The following is a 23,634-nucleotide window of genomic DNA, read 5'->3' on the forward strand; positions in this document are numbered from 1 at the left end:
ATGAAGGCAACCATTTACGATGTGGCCAGAGAAGCCGGTGTATCGATTGCGGCGGTTTCCCAAGTCATGAACGGTAAAGGGAAAATAAGTGAAGAACGGCGCACTGAAATTCTGAAAGTGATGGAGAAGCTCAATTATCAGCCTAGTGTTATCGCTTCTGCACTTACGGGTAAAAAGACATATACGTTAGGACTGCTAGTCCCTGATATATCTAATCCGTTCTTTGCAGAGATCGCAAGAGCTGTTGAGGATCAAGGTCACAATTTGGGATACAGTCTTGTCATATGCAGCACGGATAATAAAGACGAACGCGTAGAACGATATCTGTCCTTACTCCAGCAGAAAAGCGTGGACGGCATGATTATCGGTACGGGGATAGATAATAAGGATATGTTCACTCCACTCATGGAGCGTGCGATTCCTGTTGTCATGATTGCCAGAGAGATGCCGGATTTCGCTGTGCATACCGTCGTTGTTGACGATTTTGTTGGAGGCACACTAGCCGCTAAGCATCTGTTGGAACTAGGTCATACACACATGGCGATCCTTGCGGAACACGCCAAAGTCACCAGCAGCCGTGAACGGGTCAGAGGCTTCATTACAACAGTGGAGGAAGCCGACATTCAGCTGCCCGAAGCACGAGTGCGTCATTGTCGATACACAGTAGAGGACGGCAAACGTGAAGCCATTGAACTTCTAGAGAAGCCTGCCGCCGAAAGGCCGACCGCACTTTTCTGCTGCAATGATATGCTAGCTATTGGCGCCTTGCAGGCTGCGAAGCAATTAAAGCTTCGTGTTCCTGAAGATATCTCCGTGATCGGCTTCGATAATACGATTCTAGCTTCTGTTACGGATCCGCCGCTAACGACAATTGCACAGCCGATTGAGCCCATGGGCAAGCAAGTGGTTGATCTGCTTATTCTGGAGCTGAAGAAGAAATCGCAAGCCAAGCAACGCGTCGTTATGCGCCCGGAGCTCGTCATCAGGCAATCTACAGCTGCTCCGGTAAACCGAGAATAGTACGAACAAAAAACTGCTCCCATTCCATGGGTAGCAGTTTTTTTCATGGAAAAATCCACTAGAAATGACCCAATGAATTTATAGTTTCTCCTATAATATTTTAAGGGTTTTTCCTATGAAAACTTATATTATAGGGTTATAAGATTAAAGCAAAGGAGTGAAGCAAACATGAATGGGAATATTATTAAAACTCCTGACATCCAGATGACTCAAAGTGAATTAGATGCCTTGCGACTAAAACGACGAAGAAGGCTGAAGCAGAACATTCCTTTGTTTATCATGCTGGTTCCTGTTATTGCTTACTATATTCTATTCAAATACTGGCCTATGGGCGGACTTGTTATCGCTTTCAAAAACTACAATTTTGCAGATGGAATTTTAAACAGTCCTTGGGTTGGACTGAAAAACTTCAAGTTATTATTCTCAAGCTCCAATACGCTCCAAATTTTGTGGAATACGTTTTGGTTGAGCTTTCTAAGTTTGATATTTGGATTCCCAATGCCGATATTCCTTGCTATTTTACTGAATGAGGTTAGGAAATCTTGGTTCAAACGATGGGTGCAAACGATTGTCTATCTACCGCATTTCTTCTCCTGGGTTATTGTTTCCGGGATCGTGTTGTCCCTATTCGCAACGGATTATGGTTCAATTAATAAGGTGCTTGCCTTATTTGGAATTGAACCGATTAACTTCCTCTACGAGTCCAAATCATGGTTAACCATCTTTGTTGGATCTGGAATTTGGAAGGAAATGGGTTTTAGTACGATCATTTACTTAGCTGCTCTAACGACCATTGACCCTTCGCTTTACGAATCGGCTGCTATGGATGGAGCTACAAAATGGCGTCAAATGTGGCACGTAACCATCCCAGGCATTCGTCACACGATCATCTTACTGCTCATCTTAGCGATGGGTAAGATTATGGAAGTAGGCTTTGACCAAGTCTATAACCTACAGAACGCTGGAGTTTCGGATGTGTCAGAAGTCATCAGTACTTATATTTATAAAATTGGTTTGGGCAATGCACAGTTTAGTTTAACAACAGCAATGGGATTCTTTGAATCTATCATCAGTTGTAGTCTAGTGCTTATAGCTAATCGCATCGCTAGAAAATTCGATCAGGCTCTCTTCTAGCATCATGTATACATCAAGTGCAACATCCGTGGAAGGAGGATTTGTATGAAAGCGACAAACGGAGAAAAAATATTTTATGCCATCAATTATTTCGTACTCGCATTAATCGCCCTAACTTGTATTCTGCCATTCATTCATATCATAGCTCTTTCTCTGAGTGAGCGATCGGCTGTTGAATCAGGTCATGTCTTCTTCTGGCCTGTGGGTTTAGAGTTCACAGCCTATAAAATCTTCTTCCTTGCCAGCCCTGCTTGGAGCGCTTTCAAAAATAGTGTAATCATCACGGTGATTGGAGTGGGGTTAAGTTTATTAGGTACCATATTAGCTGCTTATCCATTATCTAGATCATATCTGTTTGCTCGACGCTATTTGGTTCTAGGTATGGTGTTCACCATGCTGTTCTCGGGAGGCTTGATTCCCACCTATCTCGTGATTAAGAACATGCACTTGATTGATACCTACTGGGCATTATGGCTTTCCGGATTCATCAGTACTTACAACATGCTGCTAATGAAAAGTTATTTCGAGAATATTCCATCTGAAGTGCAGGAAGCTGCACGGATTGATGGCTGTAATGATACTTCACTGCTAATCCGGGTCATCTTACCGCTCTCACTTCCCATGCTGGCTACGCTTGCGTTATTCTATGGAATTGGCTTCTGGAATTCGTTTATGAACGTGCTCATGTACATCAATAAAAGTGAGATGTTGAACTTAACTGTAGTTGTCCAAGGGATGCTGCAGAAAAACGACTTGTTGAACTCTCCTACGCTAAATTTGCAGGAACAACAAACAGTTGCTACCGAGATGGTGAAAGCTGTCGGTGTAGTCGTCATGGTTGTACCGATGTTGGTCGTTTATCCATTCTTGCAAAAGTATTTTGTTAAGGGAGTTATGCTTGGATCGGTCAAAGGGTAATAAAACAGGTGTTCCCGTTTCTCAAAAACGTTACTATAAAAAAATTTGTAGGGGGAAAATGCACATGGAAAACAAGAAGTTATGGCTTGGAATGTCAGTCGGAGTAGTAGCATTAGGGGCAACATTAGTAGGTTGCAGCAGCGACAAAAAAGAAGAAGCTTCAACAGCACCAGCCGCTTCAACCAAGCCTGCCGCGGCAACACCAGCTAAACGCGGAGATGTTTCGGTCACCATTTATGATCGTGGAGGCGTACCGGCTTCGGAAGGTACCTATGAAGAGAACCGCTGGACCAAGTTCATTAACACAAGTGGACCAGCCAATGTAAAGCAAGTCCCAATCCTACGCAGTGATTCTACGAAAAAATTGAATGTTCTGTTTGCTTCCGGTTCTGCCCCTGATATCATCAACGAGTATAATACGCCATTCAGAGGCAGTTTGTATGATCAAAAACAATTGATGCCGATCGATAACATCTTGCAATATATGCCTGAATATCAGAAATTACTTACCCAATATCCACAGTTGAAAAAAGCAGGTACAAAACCAGATGGCAAGTTGTACGAGATTGGTAAAGTAAAAGAAGCGGTAGCAGCACATGTCCTTTACATTCGTACGGACTGGTTGAAAAAGCTGAATCTCAACATGCCGACAACAACGGAAGAATTATATACGGTGGCGAAGGCGTTTGTTGAGCAAGATCCAGATGGCAATGGCAAGAAAGATACGTACGGCATGAATATGAGTACTTATTCGGAGCAAGCCATCAATGAAATTTTCGGTGAGAATTCATCTGCCACGCTATTGGCTTGGGATATTAAGGACGGCAAGGTTGTTCGTGCATGGGACAAAGAACAGGCTTCCCTCACATTCAAGAAGAGTCTCTATGATGCTGGCATCGTAGACAAGGATTATATTAATGATAAAGACGGCAATAAGGCTAAGCAAGACTTCCTGAATGGCAAAATGGGGATTTTCGTTAAATTTTCCCAGGACCTTGATTTAACTACTTTCAAAAAGAACAACCCTACTGGGGAAGTTGCGCCATTAGGCTATCCGAAATCACCAATGGGAACATTCACTGGTGCATTTGATAACCCGGTTCAAATGACAACGGTTGTGAATGCCAAGGCGAAGGACCCAGAAGCGGTAGGCCGCTATCTTGACTTCATGATGAAGCCGGAAAATGCGCGTAAAATGATCTTCGGCGACGAAGGAACTCACTGGAAGAAAGCAGCAAACGGTTGTCCGCAAGTTATTGATCCAGAAAAGTCCAAAAATGAAGTTGCTTACGCTTTGGATTACTCCATGTTCTTCTCATCTGGTGTTGATAAATGTAATTATGTCTTGGCTCCTCTTTCAAATCCTGATTTGTTGCCTGAACAGAAAGCATACTTGCAATTGTTCCAAGCTGCTCAGAAGATTTACTTTGATCCAGCAAGAGAGTATCCAGGTATTGCACTAGGGGATCATATGCCTGTGTTCCCTGCCGATCTTAACGTTATTAATACAACCATTCTTAAAGAGAAAAACGATTTCTTCGTGAAGGCCATCCTTAGCGGTGCTAAATACTCGGCAGATCAAGCGATTAGCGATTCAAAAGCGGCTTGGGATAAAGCAGGCGGCAAACAGCTTGAAGAATTCATGAACAAATGGTACACAGAGAATAAAAATACAGCTTTCTTAGCTAAAGATGCGAAAGAAATCGTAAAACAACAATTGGAGTTTGTGAAGTAATCGTACCTTAGAGAAGCTGGATATTGAATAGGGCTGCCTGCGTGTGCAGGCAGCTTCTCGATGTCCAGCATCTTCTTTAAATAAGCAGCTTTCATCATGGGAGGAACCAACAGTGAACAAAGTAAAAGTAGCTATCATCGGATGTGGCGGAATTGCAACAGGGAAACATTTGCCTAGCTTGAGCAAAATTGAGCAAGTCGAAATTATCGGTTTTTTTGATATTTTTCCTGCAAGTGCACATAAAGCAGCAGAGAAATTTGGCGCACCTGGTGCCAAGGTATACGACGATTATCGCGAATTACTTGCGGATCCAACGATTGATGTCGTTCACATCTGTACGCCGAATGATACACATGCTGAAATCTCGATTGCTGCTTTGGAAGCAGGCAAACATGTGATGTGTGAAAAACCGATGGCGAAAACAGCAGCTGATGCTCGTCGGATGGTGGAAACAGCAAAACGTTCAGGTAAGAAATTAACGATTGGCTATAACAATCGTTTCCGCGCGGACAGTCAACATTTGAAACGAGTTATTGAAGAGGGAGATTTAGGAGAAATTTATTTTGCCAAAGCACATGCCATTCGCAGACGCGGTGTTCCCACTTGGGGAGTTTTCTTAGATGAAGAGAAACAAGGCGGCGGGCCGCTGATTGATATTGGTACACATGCACTCGATTTAACGCTGTGGTTAATGAATAACTATGAACCTAAGGTGGTGCTGGGCACCGCTTATCATAAACTATCACGCAAAGAAAATGCTGCAAATTCTTGGGGTCCATGGGATCCAGCGAAATTTAAAGTGGAAGATTCCGCATTCGCAATGATCGTCATGAAGAATGGCGCAACTGTGATGGTGGAAGCTAGCTGGGCACTCAATACGCTGGATACGAAGGAAGCGAAAAGTACGCTATGCGGTACAGAAGGCGGCGCTGATATGCAGGATGGCTTGCGCATCAACGGAGAGAAGCATAGCCGTCTGTATGTCAACCAGATGCAGTTTGAGGCCAAAGGCGCTGATTTTTACGAAGGTAAGAAAGAAACAATGCAGGATAAAGAAATTCGGTTGTGGATTAATGCCATTATCAATGATACAGACCCTATTGTAACGCCAGAACAATCATGTGTCGTTTCTGAAATTCTAGAAGCGATCTATGAATCGAATAGAACTGGAAAAGCTGTCTATTTTGACTAAAACATCGGAAAAGAGGCAGTACAACCATGATTAAAGTAGCGATGTTGAGCTATTGGCACGTTCATGCCAAAGATTATGCACGTCTAGCTGCCGAACACGCAGAGACCGAAATTGTTGCGGTTTGGGATGAAGACCAGCAACGAGGACGAGAAAAGGCCGAGGAACTCGGGGTTCCCTTTTACGCTAACTTAGATGAGCTAATGAGCAATCCTGAAATTGATGCTGTGATCGTGGGTACACCGACGAATAGACACCATGAAGTGATTATCGCAGCTGCGAGAGTCGGGAAGCATATATTCACTGAAAAAGTCGTGGCTACCACCACAAAAGAATGCCGGGAAATATTAGCTGTTGTTGAGGAAACAGGGGTTAAGCTAACAGTATCTTTACCGCGTTTATACATGGGCTTTGCACAAGCGGCTTTATCTTTTATCCGTGAAGGACTCCTAGGAACTTTAACAACCGTTCGTATCCGACTTGCTCATAACGGTGCGCTGCGAACAGAGAAGAATCCTGACGGTGCACTACCATCCCACTTCTTCAACTTAGAACAAACCGGTGGTGGAGCCCTCATGGATCTTGGTTGTCACCCGATGTACTTGACACGATTATTTCTCGGATTACCAGAAAGCGTTAGTGCCAGCTTCGGTTATATAACGGAACGAGAAGTTGAAGATAGCGCAGTAGCCACTCTACGGTATCCCAATGGGGCATTAGGTATTGTTGAAGCTAGTTTTGTGAACAGCTACTCCCAATTTGATATTGAAGTCCAGGGAACAGAAGGGAATCTTATGTATGCCCGAACGGATGATAAATTATGCATTCGCAGCTCCAAAATGGCAGGTGAAGCGGCAACAGGCTGGCAAGTCGTAACGGATTTACCAAAACTGCCGTCTGCCTTTGAGCAATGGGTATCCCATATTCAGCATGGAACGACTGCTACAGAGAACATTGAGCTCGCCTATGATTTGACTCAATTGATGGAAGCATCGACCTTGTCAGCCCGTTATGGTGCTGCTATTAAGCTGATTGACCTTTCAGAATAACACAGTTTCCCTAAGGAAAGGCCAGAGCATCCCCTTCAATGAAGTAAGGGAATTCTGACCTTTCTTTCATAGATGAAGAATATTTAGGAGGAAGAGACATGATCGATAAAGGGGAATATTCTTTTTCAACTTGTTGGAATATCAAGAAGCATACCGTAGGACGGGGCATGATTGAGGAAATTAAAGCGCTGGGCTTTCGTAATGTCGAGCTTAACTATAATGTGACTGAAGAGATGATGACAACGATTGAACCCATGATTGAAAAAGGTGAAATCGGCGTATCCAGCGTACACAACGTGTTCCCGTTCATCAATGACAAGGATTATGATACAGATTCCGTGATGCTCGGCTTTGATGACGAGGCGAAGCGTAAGCGTTCCGTAGAGCTGCTTATTCGATCCATGGAATATGCGAATCGCTATGGAGCCAAAGCGGTGGTTGTACATCCAGGTGAAGTGCCTTTTGACTATAACATTGATATCGATTTAAAGAAGCTCTATAGAGATCACGGAAAGGATTCACCAGAGTATCAGAAACTTTGGAGTGTCATGATCGAAAGACGGGATCGCTTGAGCCCGCTGTATACGCAAAGGATTCAAGAAAGCTTGGAGATTGTAAGCGAGCATGCAGCCAAAAAAGGCTGGAATGTCGCGATCGGCATTGAAACTCGCTCCAGATCGTATCAGATGCCTTCCTTGATGGAAGCCAAGACGATTTGCGAAAACCTGGCAGGCAGCCCCGTGTACTTATGGTACGATATCGGCCACGCGATGATGATGGATAGAATGGGCTTGTACGACAATCTCAAAGAACTGCAAGAAGTGAAGAAATATATTTATGGCGTTCACATCCATGAAACGCTGGAACTTGCCGACCACTGGTGTCCTTATGTTCACAGTAAGGATATGCACTATTTCGATCATTTCCTTGAAGCCATTGATTATGCCAAAGTCAAAGTATATGAGCTGAAAGCGCTGTGTGAGCCTAATGAGATTCATGAAAGTCACAACCTTATCACCAGTAAAATAGCAGCTAGGAAAGGGTAGGTGACCTACGTGGACGCTATTTATAATCGCTTAGTAACCCTGAATGATGAACTGACGGAAGCTACGCTGTTAAAGCAGATTCTTGATCCTCAATCCAAATATTACGGCGGCATTCAGGATGAAACGGGCATTGCCCGAGCTAATCACATGAGCACGCCGCGTATGATCGCTGGGTGGACGTCAGCTTTAGTAAATCCGGATTCTCGTTACTATCATGATAACTTTCTTTTGAACGCGTTGGATAAAGCCGTTGCTTTCATGCTGAATAGACAGCACGCAGACGGTACGATCTCACTGGGTTCAACGAATTATAATTCTCCTCCTGATACGGCGTTCGTAGTAGGTGGCGTAACACAGATGTATCAACTGCTGAACAAGCACGATTGGGCAGAAGCAGCTCCTCTCGTGGCTAAACTGAAGCTCTTCCTCGAGCGCACGATTCCAGCCATGTTGACTGGCGGTTGTCATACACCGAATCATCGTTGGGTCATTACCGCTGCACTTTGTTTACTGTATGAAATTTTTCCGTTGCCTGAGCTTTTGGCACGAGCGGAAGACTGGCTGGCTGAAGGCTTGGACATCACCGAGGATGGTGAATGGACAGAGCGCAGCAATGGGATTTACAACGCGGTTAGCGATATTGCGCTCTATCATACGGGACGTTTGATGAACCGACCTGAACTAATCGAAAGTGTACGTAGCAATCTACGTATGATGATGTACTTAATTCACCCGTCAGGCGAAGTTGTCACGGATTACTCTGGTCGACAAGATTTCGGTCAGACGGCTACGATGGCGAACTACTTTCCGGTTTACCGCTTAATGGCGGCGTATGATAAAGACCCAGTATTTGCCGCTATGGCCGATTATGCGGGATCCTTCATCACAGGCTTCCATGAAGGTGTGAACAACCATCCTCTGATGAATATGCTTGTGTACCCGGAAGCAGATATTTCGCAGTTGGAACGAGCACCGCTGCTTGATCGGTATGTGAAAATGTTAAATGCACAGCATCCGATCAAGGAACATTTGCAGCAAATCGATGAGGTTGGCCATCACATGCAAATCCAGCATAGCAGCATGCATCTCACTTTCGGAGCTTCGCTCGTTCGAATCCGTGAACTGGATCAAAGTGTCACGATCATGTCACAGACACCGTCCTTCTTCTCACTTCGCCATGGGAAAGCAAGGCTGCTTGGTGTCAAGCTATCAACTTCGTTCTCGCCTGGCATTGTAAAGTTCGCAGATCTGAGGGCGAACGATGGCGTTTATAAGCTGACAAGTGTGCTGGAGAAAGGCTACAACGGCCCAATCCCGCGTCATTTGCTGCCTGCCTCATTGGAAGGCTCGACGCTTAGCCCATGGTATTTGCTCCCACATCAGCATCGCCCTATGACTCATCTGCAAAAGCTTGAGCTGCAAGCGGAAATTACGCAAGGAGAGTCCGAATGGACGATTCACGTATCTTCAGACGAGCGTGAAGATGTCTTCACGCAATTGACCTTCATTTTTGGCAATGAAGGTACGTTGAGTGGAAGTGATTTGATGGCAGTTGAAGATGGAAGGTACTTCTTTAAAAGCGGTGAAATGACGTATGAGGTCGACGGAGATGTGATTGAAATATCCTCTGGCGCCTTTGAACATATCCTGCCAATTGTTCGTGAGGATCAGCATCCATCTGGCTGCCAGTATGTTCATGTCAACTTGGTTACACCTTATGATCGGACATTCAAGATCCGTCTACTGTAGAAAGGAAGTTTGCTATGACGATCTATTTTAATGAACAAGAGAGTATACAAACCCGTTTAGGGAATGACGATAAGCGAACATTGAAAGTACTTGCTGATCGTTACATTGGTGCTAATCCACCTGTTCCGTTCGCGTTTCGCGCTTTTAGCCGAGCAGGTATTCTGCAAGATAAAAAAGGGATGTTCAATCTCGATTTAGGTCGCAGATTTCCTGAGGCAAAGCCCGGTCAATTTTCTTATGCCTATGCCTTAGTATGGAGTGATGGTGAGCGTAATCTGGATGTCTTGCTTAACTGTTTGGGGCCGATTCAGATTTATTTCAACGATGAATTGACGTATCGTTCCAATGTCATTGATGAGATCAAACCGGATGCCACTGTTAAGCTAAATCTAAACTTCGTCAAAGGCTGGAACCGTCTCTTCATCAAAGCTAAGCATACGGCTGCTGGCTTCGGCTGTTTATTCGGTTCCGATGAAGCGAAGGTACGCATTCTGAATGTTCTTGCTCCGTTTGCAGAACGGCAAGGGCAAGCGGGATGGGTGTTTTCTATACCAGTTGACATTGATATTTTCGAGGGTCGTTCCTTACCAGATGCGATGTCTTCAGAGACGAATAACGGTTTGAGTTGGCTGCCGACCTTAGCATGGAACGAGGTTGAGTACTCGAAACCAGCCTGCGAGCGAATGTTTGGTATCCAGCCAGGCAAGCAGGCGTATGCGTGGACGAAGCTGAACAAGGTTAGCTTTGGGCAAGAAGCAGTCTTAATGCGCGGGCATACAGCGGGTTCACTAACCATGTGGTTAGATGGCAAGCAAATTCTTGAAGTTGGAGAAGAAGGCAATTTTCAGGTAGAGGTTCAGCTATCCTATGGTCAACATGATCTTGTGATCCGGAGTGTTTGTGAAGATATCACGTGGGGATATAGGTTACAAGCACAATTCGGTGGCGAGGCTGTCAGGTTGAGTGCACCGCTGCAAGTACATGGTTCAGAAGATCCTTGGTTGTATCTAGGACCGCTGGCTCCCAATGTTTCCTTAGCTTACGAGAATTTGGTGCGGACGGATCGCGTATATGCGGTGGACATCAATTCTGAAGAGAAGACCTATTGGCGCTTGGATCGTCCAGACACATGGATTCGTCCTTACTATGAGAATGCCATGCTGAGCAATAAATGGACAGTAGGCAATGTAACGAATTATGCGCGATGGGATTACCCGCTCGGTGTTACGATTTATGGACTGTTGCAAACGGGCCGCTTATTAGAGCGTTCTGACATTACCCAGTATGCTCTGGATCATGTTCAAAGCTGTACCGATATGTTCGCGTATTCCCTATGGGATCGTGAGCAGTATGGCTTCCCAGCGATCAATCAACAATTGGTTATGATGAAAATGCTGGATAACTGCGGTTCCTTTGGCTCCGCGATGTTGGAGGCTTATCAGGAAGAGAAGGATCAAGGATTCATGGTCATTGCGGATCGGATCGCACATTTCATCCAGCATGGCTTGGAACGCAAGGAAGACGGCGCTTTTTATCGGATATGTCAGGATGAATATTCGGAAAATACGATGTGGGCTGATGATCTTTACATGAGCACACCATTCCTGTGCCGCTATGCGAAAATAACTGGCTTAAGTGAAGCACTTGATGAAGCGGCGAAGCAATTTCTGTTATTTCGCAAGTATTTGTATATGCCGGAAGAGCGTATTATGTCTCACGTATTTGACTTTAAATATGGCATGCCAACGGGAATACCGTGGGGGCGTGGCAATGGGTGGACACTCTTCTCGTTGACAGAGGTCTTAGAGGCATTGCCAGCTACGCATGAAGCCCGACCAGAGCTAATCGGTTTCTTTAACGATCTGTGCGGGGGGTATGCAGATCTGCAAGCAGATAGCGGTCTGTGGCATCAGGTATTGAACGATCCAGATGCGTATGAGGAAGCTTCGTGTACTGCGATGTTCGCTTATTCATTTGCACGAGGTGTGCGTTTTGGCTGGCTTAAAGAGCCGCAGCGCTTCATCGAGAGTGCATTGAAGGCGTGGGACGGGCTGACACGCATTGCCATTGATGCTCAGGGCAATGTGCATGGCGTCTGCAGCGGCTCTAGGTATGCATTTACAGCTGATTATTATAAGAAGGACCTGCTTACCGTCAAGAATGACAATCATGGGGTTGGCATTATGATGCTTGCGGGTTCAGAAGTTGTCAAATTAAAACAATGGCTTGCAGCACCGATTGAGGTTACGCAATGATAACTGCTGCGAGTAGTGTATGGCAAATCAGTCACTTGGATCTCATCATACGCATGGTATTGGCTGTCGTTCTTGGTGGTTTGATTGGTCTTGAAAGGGAATGGAACAATCATGCGGCAGGCTTCCGAACACATATCTTAGTTTGTTTGGGCTCCGCTACCATTATGCTTCTGTCGGAGTATGGATTCTCTGAATTTGTGAATGAACCGAATGTCCGTATTGATCCCTCTCGCTTGGCTGCACAGGTTGTCAGCGGTATTGGTTTTCTGGGTGCTGGCGCCATATTACGAAACGGCAGTGTTATTAAAGGATTAACGACCGCTGCATCCGTGTGGCTGGTCGCGGCAATTGGTCTAAGCGTCGGTGCAGGTTTTATTACCGGAGCGATCGTCTGTACATGTTTAGTTCTCATCAGTCTGTACGTCTTGAATAAGTTGGAGAAACACATTATTAGGCACCGTCGTACACATGAAGTGGAAATTATGATTAATGAACAACCTGGCTTCCTGAGCTCACTTTCCTCTCGCTTTGGAGAACAGGGTATACAGGTGACTAATCTTAAAATGATGTCAGAGAGTGCTTTTTCACGTGATGATGAGAAGGCTGGAAGTATACCAGTGATGCATTTGGTGTTTAGCTTAAGATGTCGAAAGTATGAGAAGCTGCTCGCGGCATATGAGCATATTTCGGCTATGGACATAGTTGTCAGTATAGAAGCTTCGAATTTTGTCTTTCATAAACAAGCGGCTTAAGTACACAAATCCCGCTCTAGTCATGTGGCTAGAGCGGGATTTTTCAAGATTAAGCGCAGAGATGTCTAGAAGCCTGCTAATTTATTCCACCGAAGGAGCATGAGCAATGTGTACATTTTCAGTTATTTTACAGAAAAAGAAGAGAAGTTGTTTCTCGCTGCGAGTGAAGATGGTTACGAATGGCGCGAACTGAACGGTGGAGGCTCGATTTGGGAGTCACCGGTAGGAACAAGGCAGCTGCGCGATCCATTCATCCTGCAAGATGCTGATGGCAAGTTCCATCTCCTGTGGACAGATGGTTGGAATAGCAAAAGCTTAGGCTACGCATGGTCCCAAGATCTTGTTCACTGGCAGGATGCCAAGCTGATTCCTGTCATGGAGCATCTGCCTTTGACACAGAATGCGTGGGCTCCGGAAGCATTCTACGATTCCGTCAAGAAAGCGCACCGGATTGTATGGTCCTCGACGGTTGGAGCAGGAGCGAGAAATCATCGAATCTGGTCTGTGACAACAGCGGATTTTATAGATTTCTCCGAAGCGCAACTCTTTTTCGATCCAGGTTACAACGTCATAGATGCTACACTTACAGACTTGGATCATCATTATCTCATGTTGTTTAAAGATGAACGCGGCGTTAACGAGAAGAGAACAGCGAACAAAGCTATTCGTTCCTGCATCGTGGCCAAAGAGGCGAATGATACTCCAACTGTTACCAGTATATCCGAGCTGATAACCCCTTCGCTTACGGAGGGTCCGACGCTATATCCTTTGGAGAGAAATGGAAGCAAGGAATGGATTCTACTCGTAGACGGATTCCAGGAGCAGTATTATGGGGCCTTCCGCTCGTCTGATCTGAACACATGGGAGGATATCATCGGCCAAGTGCATGTGCCTAGAGGGGCTAGACATGGTTCGGTGTTGAAACTGCGGAAAAGTCATATTGACCTGACGTGAATCGTCAAAGTGAAGCCAAGCAATGGTGCCATCGCTTGGCTTTTTGTACTTGCGTAGGATAAGTGCAATGCGGCTAGTTGCGAGAATGGGAATTGGAAGGAAAAATTGAGTTAGTCGAAGAAATCGACCAACTAGGTAGTGTCAGCGGCTCTAATGGTTGAGTTAGTCGTAAAAATCGACTAACTTGGGTGCGACAGCGGCTCTAGGGGGTGAGTTAGTCGAAGAATTCGACTAACTTGGGTGCGACAGCGGCTCTAGGGGTTGAGTTAGTCGAAGAAATCGACTAACTTGGGTGCGACAGCGGCTCTAGGGGATGAGTTAGTCGTAAAAATCGACTAACTTGGGTGCGACAGCGGCTCTAGGGGATGAGTTAGTCGAAGAAATCGACTAACTTGGGCGTGACAGCGGCTCTAGGGGGTGAGCTAGTCGAAGAAATCGACTAATCGGGGCAATGGATCAATAGGTCCGAGCTGGACCTGAGTAGAGCAACCAAAATACCCAAAATCACCTACCTTCTCGCCTACTTAATATCAATTTGATTTAAACTAAGTGAATCGATCGGATTAAAGGTATTATTTCCTGGCGATCTCCCTAGGTTAAATTTTGAGCATGTGGTCATCATGAAATTGTTTATTCCATTTTGAAGTAAAGTGAAGTATAATTGAGAGACCATACAAATGGGCAAAGGAGGAATCCATATGCGAAAGCAACAACTACATCTTTGTTTGGATATATTCTGGACATTTCTCAAAATCGGACCTTCCACGTTCGGCGGGGGATATGCGATGATTCCCGTCATTGGGAGAGAAGTGGTAGAAAAACGAGCATGGTTCACCGAAGAAGAAGTATCCGATATCGTAGCGATAGCAAGCTCGGCGCCCGGCGGCATTGGCGTTAATGCATCGGCCTTTATCGGCTATCGCAAGGCAGGCGTACCAGGAGCAGCGGCAGCCGTCATCGGCATAGCCCTCCCCACTTTTTTGATCGCGTTAACGCTCAGCATTTTCTTGATGTTCATGCAGTCTGAACCGAAGGTTATAGCCGCATTCAAAGGCATTCATGGCGCAATTATCGGTCTCATTGTGTTGGCTGCATACAATATGGCGCGCTCGGCTATTTTTGATAAAACAACGCTTGTAACGGCAGTTGGCACGGTTGCGGTCCTATTGCTGCTTCCTATTAATCCGCTCTTTGTGGTTCTCATTGGTTTGTTTATCGGATTTGTTTTTGTCAAAGTGAAAGAAACGTTCGGGTTCCAAATTAGATTGGAAAAGGGCAAGGAATCTGTGCAAACATCCTACAACGGCTATACCTACTACGATTACTATATCGCGGATGGTATTTAAGAAAGGTGGGGATGTCGATGTTATGGGAGCTCTTTATTACGTTTTTGAAAATCGGATTCATGTCTTTCGGCGGCGGTTATGCGATGATTCCCATCATTCAACATGAGGTCCAGCAGCATGATTGGATGTCTACAGAGCTTTTTGCGCAAAGTGTGGCTGTGGCTGGGATGGCTCCAGGTCCCATAGCTACCAATACTGCAACGCTGATTGGCTATCGAGCAGATGGGATTCTAGGTGCTGTATTCTCAACAATTGGCATGGTTCTACCGTCACTCGTTATTGTTCTTATTATTTCTTCTTTTTTTTATAAAATAGTTCAAAGTCGAGCGGTTCACACGACTTTTTATGGTTTGAGACCGGTTGTAACGGGATTAATCGTCTATGCGGCTATTCATTTTGGCTTTCCGGACCGAATGCAACATATATTTACTTGGCAGGTATTATTCACCGTTTTGATCGCAGCTGGCGTGTTTTTCGTTGTACATAAGTACAAATGGCATCCACTCGCAACGATTGTGTTGTCGGCGCTGGTTGGAATTGCTATATTTAGTTAATAGCATGCAATCTGATAGAACGAAAGTGAGAGGACGCCAGTTATGGAACCGAATAAACCAACCTGCTGTTCCGCTAGCCGTGCGTCATCCGAGCAGCCATCGACTCATTCAGCTGTGTCAATATCAGTAGAGATACCTACGGCGGCGAGTTCAAAAGGCAAAGATGGCATGGTGCTGATTCCTGGTGGTAAATTCCTTATGGGAACTGACAACCGCGAAGGCTTCCCAGCTGACGGGGAAGGTCCCGTACGTGAAGTTACGGTAAGATCTTACTACATAGACACTTGCGCAGTAACGAATGCCGATTTCAAGCAATTTGTTGATGCAACGAATTACACAACGGAGGCTGAGTCCTTTGGCTGGTCGTTCGTTTTTCATTTGTTCGTGTCCGAAGCAACGGCAAAAGGTGTAAAGAATACGGTTCAGCAAACTCCGTGGTGGTGGGTGGTTGAGGGAGCAGATTGGCTGCATCCCGAAGGGCCTGACTCGCATGTCGAGGACCGCTGGGATCACCCGGTTATTCATGTTTCCTGGTCGGATGCGATGGCCTATTGCAAATGGGCTGGCAAACGACTTCCGACGGAAGCCGAATGGGAATTCGCCGCGCGTGGTGGACTATCTCAGAAGCGCTACCCTTGGGGTGATGAGCTTAAACCAGGCGGACGACATATGTGCAACATTTGGCAAGGTAAGTTTCCGGACAAAAACAACCAGAGTGACGGCTACGCGGGCACTGCACCTGTCCAAGCATTCGAGCCGAATGCCTATGGCTTGTATAACGTAGCAGGCAACGTGTGGGAGTGGTGCTCTGATTGGTTCAGCCCGAACTACCATGTGAAGGGCAAAAGGGACAACCCTGTTGGCCCTCCAGCAGGAGATACGCGAGTCCTTCGCGGCGGTTCGTACTTGTGCCACCGTTCGTACTGCAATCGCTATCGCGTCGCAGCACGCAGCAAAAACACACCCGACAGCTCGACAGGCAATATCGGATTCCGTTGTGCAGCGGATGTTAAGTAATGTTTGATTAAGTAATAGTCCAACACAAGCCTCCTTTTCTACTAGAAAGGGAGGCTTTTTGCATGTCCTGTCAATGCTCGGTTTGGATAAGAGGGGAGATCACAAAGACAGTTTAGAGTGATTACGTGACAGTTCTGTGACTGTAAAGTAATCCCAAAATACGATTATACTAGATGGTGTAAGCGTTAACATGAAGGCTCATTTTGAAAGGAGTGTTATTCATGAAAATTAGCAAAGCGGGTCCCATCAAGCACCTAAAAGCGTTATCCATCTGTTTGTGTACATTGACTGTATTCGGAAGTTGTCTTACGTCAGCAAAAGTGGTGAATGCTGCTGCCCAGGATAACAATGTCATGTGGAGTGGTTTATTTCATGACCAAGGACCTGTTTTTGACAATAATCTGGAGCCAACGAGTACACAGAGCGTTACTCTGAAATTCCGTACGTTCGTCAATGATATCACATCTGCTAATATTCGTTACTTTGATTCGGCGGACAGTACCTATCATTGGGTTGCCATGACGAAAGTATCCAACGACGCCACAGGGATCTACGAGTTTTGGCAGGGAACCATTCCAGCTAGTAGTACGACCAAACATTATCATTTTCAGATAAATGATGGTTCCAAAACTGTGTGGTACGATGCAAAAGGACCATCGGATACCGAATCTACCAATCGGGATTTCTTTATTATCCCCAATTTTAAGACACCCGATTGGATAAAGAATGGTGTTATGTACCAGATATTCCCGGATCGTTTCTATAACGGAGATACGACGAATGATGTACAAACTGGCACTAATCAGTATAATGGTAATCTTGCTGAGAAGAAGACATGGGGGAGCAGTGTTATTGCAGGGGCTGGTTATAGTAATAATCTTGTGTTCTTCGGTGGGGATTTGAGCGGAATCAATCAAAAACTCGCCTATATCAAGCAAACGCTTGGTGCTAACATCGTTTATATGAACCCGATCTTTCAAGCTCCAACCAATCATAAATACGATACAGAGGACTTTTATTCGGTAGATCCAGCATTCGGAACGAATGCTCTCCTGCAAACGCTCATCTCTAACATCCACAGCTCAACGAACGGCCCCAAAGGGTATGTAGTATTGGATGGTGTTTTTAATCATACCGGCGATACGAATCAATGGTTCGATAAGTATAACAAATGGCCGACACTGGGAGCTTATGAGTCACAATCGAGTACTTGGTCGAATTATTATAATTTCCAAACTTGGCCGACAACATTCTCCACTTTCCTCACGTCTTCTCGGCTACCGAAATTGAATTTTGGCGCCACGGGTTCAGCCGTTCGTAATGCTTTATATAATAATAGCAATTCGGTTGCCAAAACCTATTTAGGAGCACCTTACAGTATCGACGGATGGCGATTAGATGCTCCTCAATATGCCGATAAAGATGGAGGAAATGGGAATAATTCCACCAATCATACGATTTGGAAGGAATTCCGCAGCGCAGTAAAATCCATAAATCCCAACGCTAATATTTTGGGAGAATATTGGGGGAATGCGTCATCTTGGACTGCGGACGGTGATCAGTGGGACGGAGCGACGAATTTTGATGGGTTTACTCAACCTGTATCTCAATGGATAACGGGGAAAGATTACAGCAATAATACTGCATCCATTCCAACCACTCAGTTCGATAGCTGGCTGCTAGGCACGCGTGCCAATTACCCAACTAATGTGCAGCAGGTGATGAGCAACCATTTGGGCAATCATGACATTACCCGATTCGGAACGAGAGCAGGCGGAGATATCTGGAAAACGTATTTGGCGTTATTTTTCCAAATGACGTATGTAGGGACGCCTACAATTTATTACGGGGATGAGTATGGCATGCAGGGTGGAGCTGATCCTGACAACCGTCGTACATTTGATTGGTCACAAGGTACGACTTCTAATACAGCCGTATCCTTAACACAACAATTAATTGGGATTCGCAATCAATATCCCGCTTTAAGAACGGGTTCATTTATGACATTGTTGACGGATGATTCAGCTGAAATGTATTCTTTTGGTCGATTTGACAATACGAATCGGATTGCCGTTGCATTAAACAACGATTCTGCTCGAAAATCAGTTACGATCCCAGTCTCTAAACTGAGTGTTGTGGACGGAAGTACAATGACAGATCTCATTACAGGAACACAATATACCGTTCAAAATGGTTCCGTTGTCGTCTCAGTGAATGGACATTACGGGGCTATCCTCGCGCAATGAGTGTTTTAACCAAATTCTCAATGACAGTTTTGTATGATTATTCACCAGTTCTGTGTCTAGAAAACAGGCAGATTTTGACTTACTATTAGATTGTAAACGTGTAAGCGTGTTCATATCTCGTGTAGTTGTTATTCTTGATCTTTATTACATTTAGGGGGTAAACAAATTGACCAAAAACAAAGTACGCTTGGTACAAGCATTGGCAGCAACCTCTTTACTATCAGTTTCACTACTTGGTTGTTCATCAGCCGAGAAAGCTTCATCTTCTACAAAAGCACCAATGGACTTGAGCGTAATGTTTTACACATCTGCTAATATCCAAATTACGCATGACGATAATGAAGCTATCAAATTTTTAGAAAAGAAGTTTAACGTAAAGCTGACGATTATGGACACGCCAATCAATGATTATACAACAAAGCAAAACACCATTGTTGCTTCAGGCAGCATACCTGACGTGATGGTTTGGAACGCATTCCCAGACGCGGCGTTAAGCGGTTACTTAAAGCAAGGTGCATTTATGCAATTAGATAAATATATTGAAAAAGCGCCTAATTTGAAAAAATACCCGCAATCGATTTGGGACAATGTTAAAGTAGACGGACATTTCTATATGATCCCGAGAGTGAGACCGATTGTGCGTACAGGCGTCCTGATTCGCAAGGATTGGCTAGATAAACTGAATCTGCCCATTCCGAAAACGACAGATGACCTGGCTAAAGTCGCCATTGCATTCACCAAAAATGATCCAGACGGCGACGGCAATGCAGATACATACGGGATTGCCACGGATCCTAAACTATCCAACCTGAATCCACTGTTTGCTGCATTTGGAACAGGTAACGGTTGGTTGAAAGAAGCAGATGGATCGCTAACAAATTCATTTGTTACACCAGGAATGAATCAGTCTCTTCAATTTTTGCGGAATTTATACGCGCAAGGAGCACTAAGTAAAGACTTCCCAGTCCAGCAAGGAAACACAAGAAAAGAATTGCAAAGTGGGAAAGCGGGAATTCTCCTTGAAAGCTATATCATTGATTACGCACAAGACATTGCCGCACTGAAAAAAGTAGATCCGAAGGCAGAGCTTATCTATATCGATCCCCCAGTAGGACCTACTGGAATTAGTGGATACTTTGCAGGTAGCGGTAACGCTGCGGGATGGGTCATACCTGCTTCAGCCAAACCCGAAAAGGTCGAAAAAGTATTGGAGATTATGAACTGGGAAGCAAGTGATGAAGGCTACCATTTCAATAAATACGGTATAGATGGTATTCATAACACGAAGAATGCAGATGGCACGTTCACTACGAATGAGAAGTACATTAAGGATGACCTGAAGGAATTGATCATGGTGTCACCATATGACGTCTACAGCTATTCGGATAGTGGCGCGCCTGCGGATGTCCAAAAAGTGCAACGAGATGCACTTGATCGGGTTAAGGATAAGGGAATTGCTCCACCTATTACAGCCTACATTTCACCAACGCAGATTCAAAAGAACGAAGAAATAAACAACAAGCTTAGATACGATTACTTTACAAGAATAATTACGGGTCAACTGCCAGCAACAGCTTTCGATGAGTTTGTCGCGAAATGGAAGTCGGGTGGAGGCGACCAAATCACGAAGGAAACAAATGAGTTCTATAAATCGCAGGGCAAAAAATGACCGTAATCCAGCATCCTGTCAGTTTCTCTTGCCGCATAGTGTGCGGCAAGAGAACTAGTATCATTGGGGGACGAAACCTATGAACCAATTATCAGAGCAATCCGGTTTGAAGCAATCGAACACGCAAACAACTACGAAACGGAGATTTGTATTCTTTTTTCAGGATTGGGATCTGTATCTGTTGGCTATTCCTGGGATATTATATTTTCTTCTATTCAAATACCTGCCGATGTGGGGAATTCTCATTTCATTTCAAGATTTCAGTCCTTTTTTGGGGTTTTGGAAAAGTGATTGGGTCGGCTTTAAACAATTCAAGGAACTTTTTGCTTATGATCATTTTTGGGATTTAATGAGAAACACATTGTTGATTAGCTTTTATCAACTTATCTTTTTCTTTCCAGTTCCAATCATTCTTGCCCTAATGCTGCATGAAGTAACCAAAACAGTCTTTAAGAAGCTGATTCAGACAGTCATTTACTTACCCCATTTCATATCTTGGGTTGTTATTGCTTCGATCACCTTTGTCTTATTATCAGGCGGGGGAGTAGTCAATCACATTATTGAAGCAATGGGTGGAAAAACCATCAATTTCTTGTCTGAACCGACCATTTTTCGAACGTTAATTGTTTCACAAGATATCTGGAAAGAAGCGGGCTGGGGCACCATCATATATTTAGCTGCTCTTGCTGGTGTCGATCCGCAATTGTATGAAGCAGCCGTCATGGACGGAGCGAACCGTTGGAAACAGTTATGGCATATTACACTCCCTACGATTCGCAGCACGATTATCATTTTGTTCCTACTACGTCTTGGTCACATCATGGATGTCGGGTTTGAACAAATTTTCCTCATGTTAAACAGTTTGGTGCGAAATGTGGGAGATGTTTTCGAAACATTTGTATATCAAAAGGGATTGGTCGAGGGGCAATTGAGTTTCTCCACGGCTGTTGGTCTATTTAAATCAATCATTAGCCTAATCGTTGTAGCTGTTGCGAATTGGTTGGTAAAAAAGGCTGGAGAAGATGGAATTTATTGAAGCGGGAAGGATAAGGAGGATTACAGCATGATTCGAAATAGAGGGATAGGCAGTCGGATTTTTGATGGTGCAAACTATCTAATATTGTTCTTTGTAGCGCTGGTAACCTTCATTCCCTTTTATTATGTCATTGTTGCATCATTATCACCAATCAAACAGGTGCTTACGGAAAGCATTATTTTATGGCCGGAGAAGTTTACCTTTACGTCATACCATATGATTCTTACAACCCCGTCGTTTGTAAGAGCATTATTATTTACGATCTTTATTACTGTAGTAGGGACAGCCATTAATATGCTATTTACCTCAACATTAGGCTACTCCTTATCGAAGAAGCGTTTTCGTGCGCGCAGGGCTATTTTGATGTTAATCGTGTTTTCGATGATGTTTAGCGGTGGTCTTATCCCAACTTATTTAGTCGTTAAACAATTGGGAATGATCAATAGCTTTTGGGCTTTAATGTTACCGGGAGCCATCTCTGCGTTTAATCTGATTGTTTTGAAAAACTTTTTTGCAAGTATTCCAGAAGCACTCGAAGACTCAGCGAGAATCGACGGCTGCAGCAACTTTGGCATTTTTATCCGAATCGCGTTACCGTTGTCGCTTCCTGCACTTGCGTCTTTTACGTTATTTTATGCAGTTGGAAATTGGAATCAATTTTTCGCGGCAATTATGTATATGAATAATTCGCGTTATTGGACGCTGCAGGTTGTTCTAAGGCAGCTTGTCATTATTGGCGACTCCACAGGCTACGGTCAGGTTCTTGATGATGCCAATAAAACCGCCTTTCCTGAAACATTGAAATATGCTGCTATTGTGGTCGCCACACTGCCCATTTTGATGGTGTATCCATTTTTACAAAAATATTTTGTTAAAGGGGTACTCATGGGTTCGGTTAAAGAATAGGAAGAACATATTGGTAGGATCCACAGGAGGGAAGCATATGTTTAAGTTAGGCTTGATGGGATGCGGAGTTGTTGCAAATTACGGGCATATTCCCTCGATAATAAATTCGTCAAAATTAGAATTGTTTTCTATTTATGAACCAGTTGTTTCCCGTAAAGAAGAGCTTCAGAAGAAATATAATGTTCAAGTATTTAGCGATGTTGAAGCGTTTTTTGAATCAGGCATTGATGCGGTCGTTATTACATCTCCAGCACCCTTTCATTATCAAAATGTACGCGATGCCGCACGGTATGGAAAACATGTTCTATGTGAGAAACCATTGGCCATGGATGATAAAGAAGCGGCAGAGATGATCGCTATTATGGAAGAAGCGGGATTAATGTTGTTTACAGCCTTTGATTATCGTTTCAGCCCAATTGCTCAAAAAATCAAAACAATTGTTGAAAATAAGACCATAGGTGAAGTTCGATCACTGAGGTTAAGCTATATTTGGAATAATCATGGCAAATATTTAAATAATGATCAAGTCCCTCCACAATTAAACATAAGACGAGTAGATCGAATGATTGAAGGCGGCCCCATGGTGGACTGTGGTGTGCATCAGATAGACCTTGCAAGATGGTGGCTTAATTCCGATGTACAACTACAGCATTCTGAAGGAGCGTGGGTAGACGAGTATGAAGCTCCAGATCATATGTATCTCCATATGACGCATGCCAATGAAGTCCATACGATGTTAGAAATCAGTTATTCCTATTGTTTCACAGCCAAAGAACCGGTTTCACATTTTATTTATGAACTCATTGGAACGGATGGAGTTATCAGATACGATCGTGAATCAAAGCTCTTTGAAATGCGAACTTCGACGGGCACAACGCGTTTCCCATTTACTAGAGAAAAAAATTTTAAAGGCATGTACGATGCTTTTGCTACATCATTAGAAACGGGTCTACCCGGCGATATGCCCACTGGACTCGACGGGCTCATCGCAACCCGTATTGCCAGAACGGCAACAAATGAACTCATTCAGAAACATGGCTCATTCCGAAAGAATTAATG

General features: G+C 44.4%; 19 protein-coding genes. All 19 read left to right on the forward strand.

Features of this window, described 5'->3' with window-relative positions; genetic code table 11:
- The 19 genes from AC58QO_RS08970 to AC58QO_RS09060 all read left to right on the forward strand — a co-directional run bounded on the left by AC58QO_RS08970 (window position 1) and on the right by AC58QO_RS09060 (window position 23,632).
- On the forward strand, window positions 1-1,020 hold the full coding sequence (locus AC58QO_RS08970) for a LacI family DNA-binding transcriptional regulator (RefSeq protein ID WP_497264950.1): 1,020 nt from the start codon (window positions 1-3) through the stop codon (window positions 1,018-1,020).
- A gap of 204 nt (window positions 1,021-1,224) precedes the next feature.
- Window positions 1,225-2,154, forward strand: coding sequence for an ABC transporter permease (locus AC58QO_RS08975; protein WP_497265450.1), 930 nt, complete (start codon window positions 1,225-1,227; stop codon window positions 2,152-2,154).
- Window positions 2,155-2,199: 45 nt separating this feature from the next.
- Window positions 2,200-3,072 carry a carbohydrate ABC transporter permease gene (locus tag AC58QO_RS08980; RefSeq protein WP_497264951.1) on the forward strand — a complete coding sequence of 291 codons (873 nt, stop codon included), beginning with the start codon at window positions 2,200-2,202 and terminating at the stop codon, window positions 3,070-3,072.
- 64 nt (window positions 3,073-3,136) lie between these two features.
- Entirely contained in the window at window positions 3,137-4,807 is a 1,671-nt protein-coding gene (locus AC58QO_RS08985; RefSeq protein WP_497264952.1) for a type 2 periplasmic-binding domain-containing protein, read from the forward strand.
- A gap of 112 nt (window positions 4,808-4,919) precedes the next feature.
- Window positions 4,920-5,999, forward strand: coding sequence for a Gfo/Idh/MocA family protein (locus AC58QO_RS08990; protein WP_497264953.1), 1,080 nt, complete (start codon window positions 4,920-4,922; stop codon window positions 5,997-5,999).
- A gap of 26 nt (window positions 6,000-6,025) precedes the next feature.
- Window positions 6,026-7,045, forward strand: coding sequence for a Gfo/Idh/MocA family protein (locus tag AC58QO_RS08995; protein ID WP_497264954.1), 1,020 nt, complete (start codon window positions 6,026-6,028; stop codon window positions 7,043-7,045).
- 98 nt (window positions 7,046-7,143) lie between these two features.
- Window positions 7,144-8,091 (forward strand): sugar phosphate isomerase/epimerase family protein, encoded by a 948-nt coding sequence (locus AC58QO_RS09000; RefSeq protein WP_497264955.1) that lies wholly within the window; start codon window positions 7,144-7,146, stop codon window positions 8,089-8,091.
- Window positions 8,092-9,840, forward strand: coding sequence for a hypothetical protein (locus AC58QO_RS09005; RefSeq protein WP_497264956.1), 1,749 nt, complete (start codon window positions 8,092-8,094; stop codon window positions 9,838-9,840). It begins immediately after the preceding gene.
- Window positions 9,841-9,854: 14 nt separating this feature from the next.
- Complete coding sequence (locus AC58QO_RS09010; protein ID WP_497264957.1) at window positions 9,855-12,095, forward strand: glycoside hydrolase family 88/105 protein; 2,241 nt, start codon at window positions 9,855-9,857, stop codon at window positions 12,093-12,095.
- The gene (locus AC58QO_RS09015) at window positions 12,092-12,847 is read left to right on the forward strand and encodes an MgtC/SapB family protein (RefSeq protein ID WP_497264958.1); all 756 of its coding nucleotides are present in this window, start codon (window positions 12,092-12,094) and stop codon (window positions 12,845-12,847) included. Before AC58QO_RS09010 ends, AC58QO_RS09015 begins: the two co-directional genes overlap by 4 nt.
- A gap of 108 nt (window positions 12,848-12,955) precedes the next feature.
- Entirely contained in the window at window positions 12,956-13,801 is an 846-nt protein-coding gene (locus AC58QO_RS09020) for a glycoside hydrolase family 43 protein (protein ID WP_497264959.1), read from the forward strand.
- Window positions 13,802-14,499: 698 nt separating this feature from the next.
- Window positions 14,500-15,147 (forward strand): chromate transporter, encoded by a 648-nt coding sequence (locus AC58QO_RS09025; protein ID WP_497264960.1) that lies wholly within the window; start codon window positions 14,500-14,502, stop codon window positions 15,145-15,147.
- A gap of 17 nt (window positions 15,148-15,164) precedes the next feature.
- The gene (locus AC58QO_RS09030; RefSeq protein ID WP_497264961.1) at window positions 15,165-15,701 is read left to right on the forward strand and encodes a chromate transporter; all 537 of its coding nucleotides are present in this window, start codon (window positions 15,165-15,167) and stop codon (window positions 15,699-15,701) included.
- A gap of 42 nt (window positions 15,702-15,743) precedes the next feature.
- On the forward strand, window positions 15,744-16,718 hold the full coding sequence (locus AC58QO_RS09035) for a formylglycine-generating enzyme family protein (protein ID WP_497264962.1): 975 nt from the start codon (window positions 15,744-15,746) through the stop codon (window positions 16,716-16,718).
- 221 nt (window positions 16,719-16,939) lie between these two features.
- A complete protein-coding gene (locus tag AC58QO_RS09040) occupies window positions 16,940-18,964 on the forward strand; it encodes a glycoside hydrolase family 13 protein (protein ID WP_497264963.1) in 2,025 nt (674 codons plus the stop codon).
- 166 nt (window positions 18,965-19,130) lie between these two features.
- Window positions 19,131-20,633 (forward strand): extracellular solute-binding protein, encoded by a 1,503-nt coding sequence (locus tag AC58QO_RS09045; RefSeq protein WP_497264964.1) that lies wholly within the window; start codon window positions 19,131-19,133, stop codon window positions 20,631-20,633.
- A gap of 79 nt (window positions 20,634-20,712) precedes the next feature.
- The gene (locus AC58QO_RS09050; RefSeq protein WP_497264966.1) at window positions 20,713-21,669 is read left to right on the forward strand and encodes an ABC transporter permease; all 957 of its coding nucleotides are present in this window, start codon (window positions 20,713-20,715) and stop codon (window positions 21,667-21,669) included.
- 27 nt (window positions 21,670-21,696) lie between these two features.
- The gene (locus AC58QO_RS09055; RefSeq protein WP_497264967.1) at window positions 21,697-22,575 is read left to right on the forward strand and encodes a carbohydrate ABC transporter permease; all 879 of its coding nucleotides are present in this window, start codon (window positions 21,697-21,699) and stop codon (window positions 22,573-22,575) included.
- 37 nt (window positions 22,576-22,612) lie between these two features.
- The gene (locus AC58QO_RS09060) at window positions 22,613-23,632 is read left to right on the forward strand and encodes a Gfo/Idh/MocA family protein (protein WP_497264968.1); all 1,020 of its coding nucleotides are present in this window, start codon (window positions 22,613-22,615) and stop codon (window positions 23,630-23,632) included.
- Window positions 23,633-23,634 lie beyond the last annotated feature (2 nt).

The sequence above is a fragment of the Paenibacillus sp. J31R30 genome (assembly GCF_059692115.1).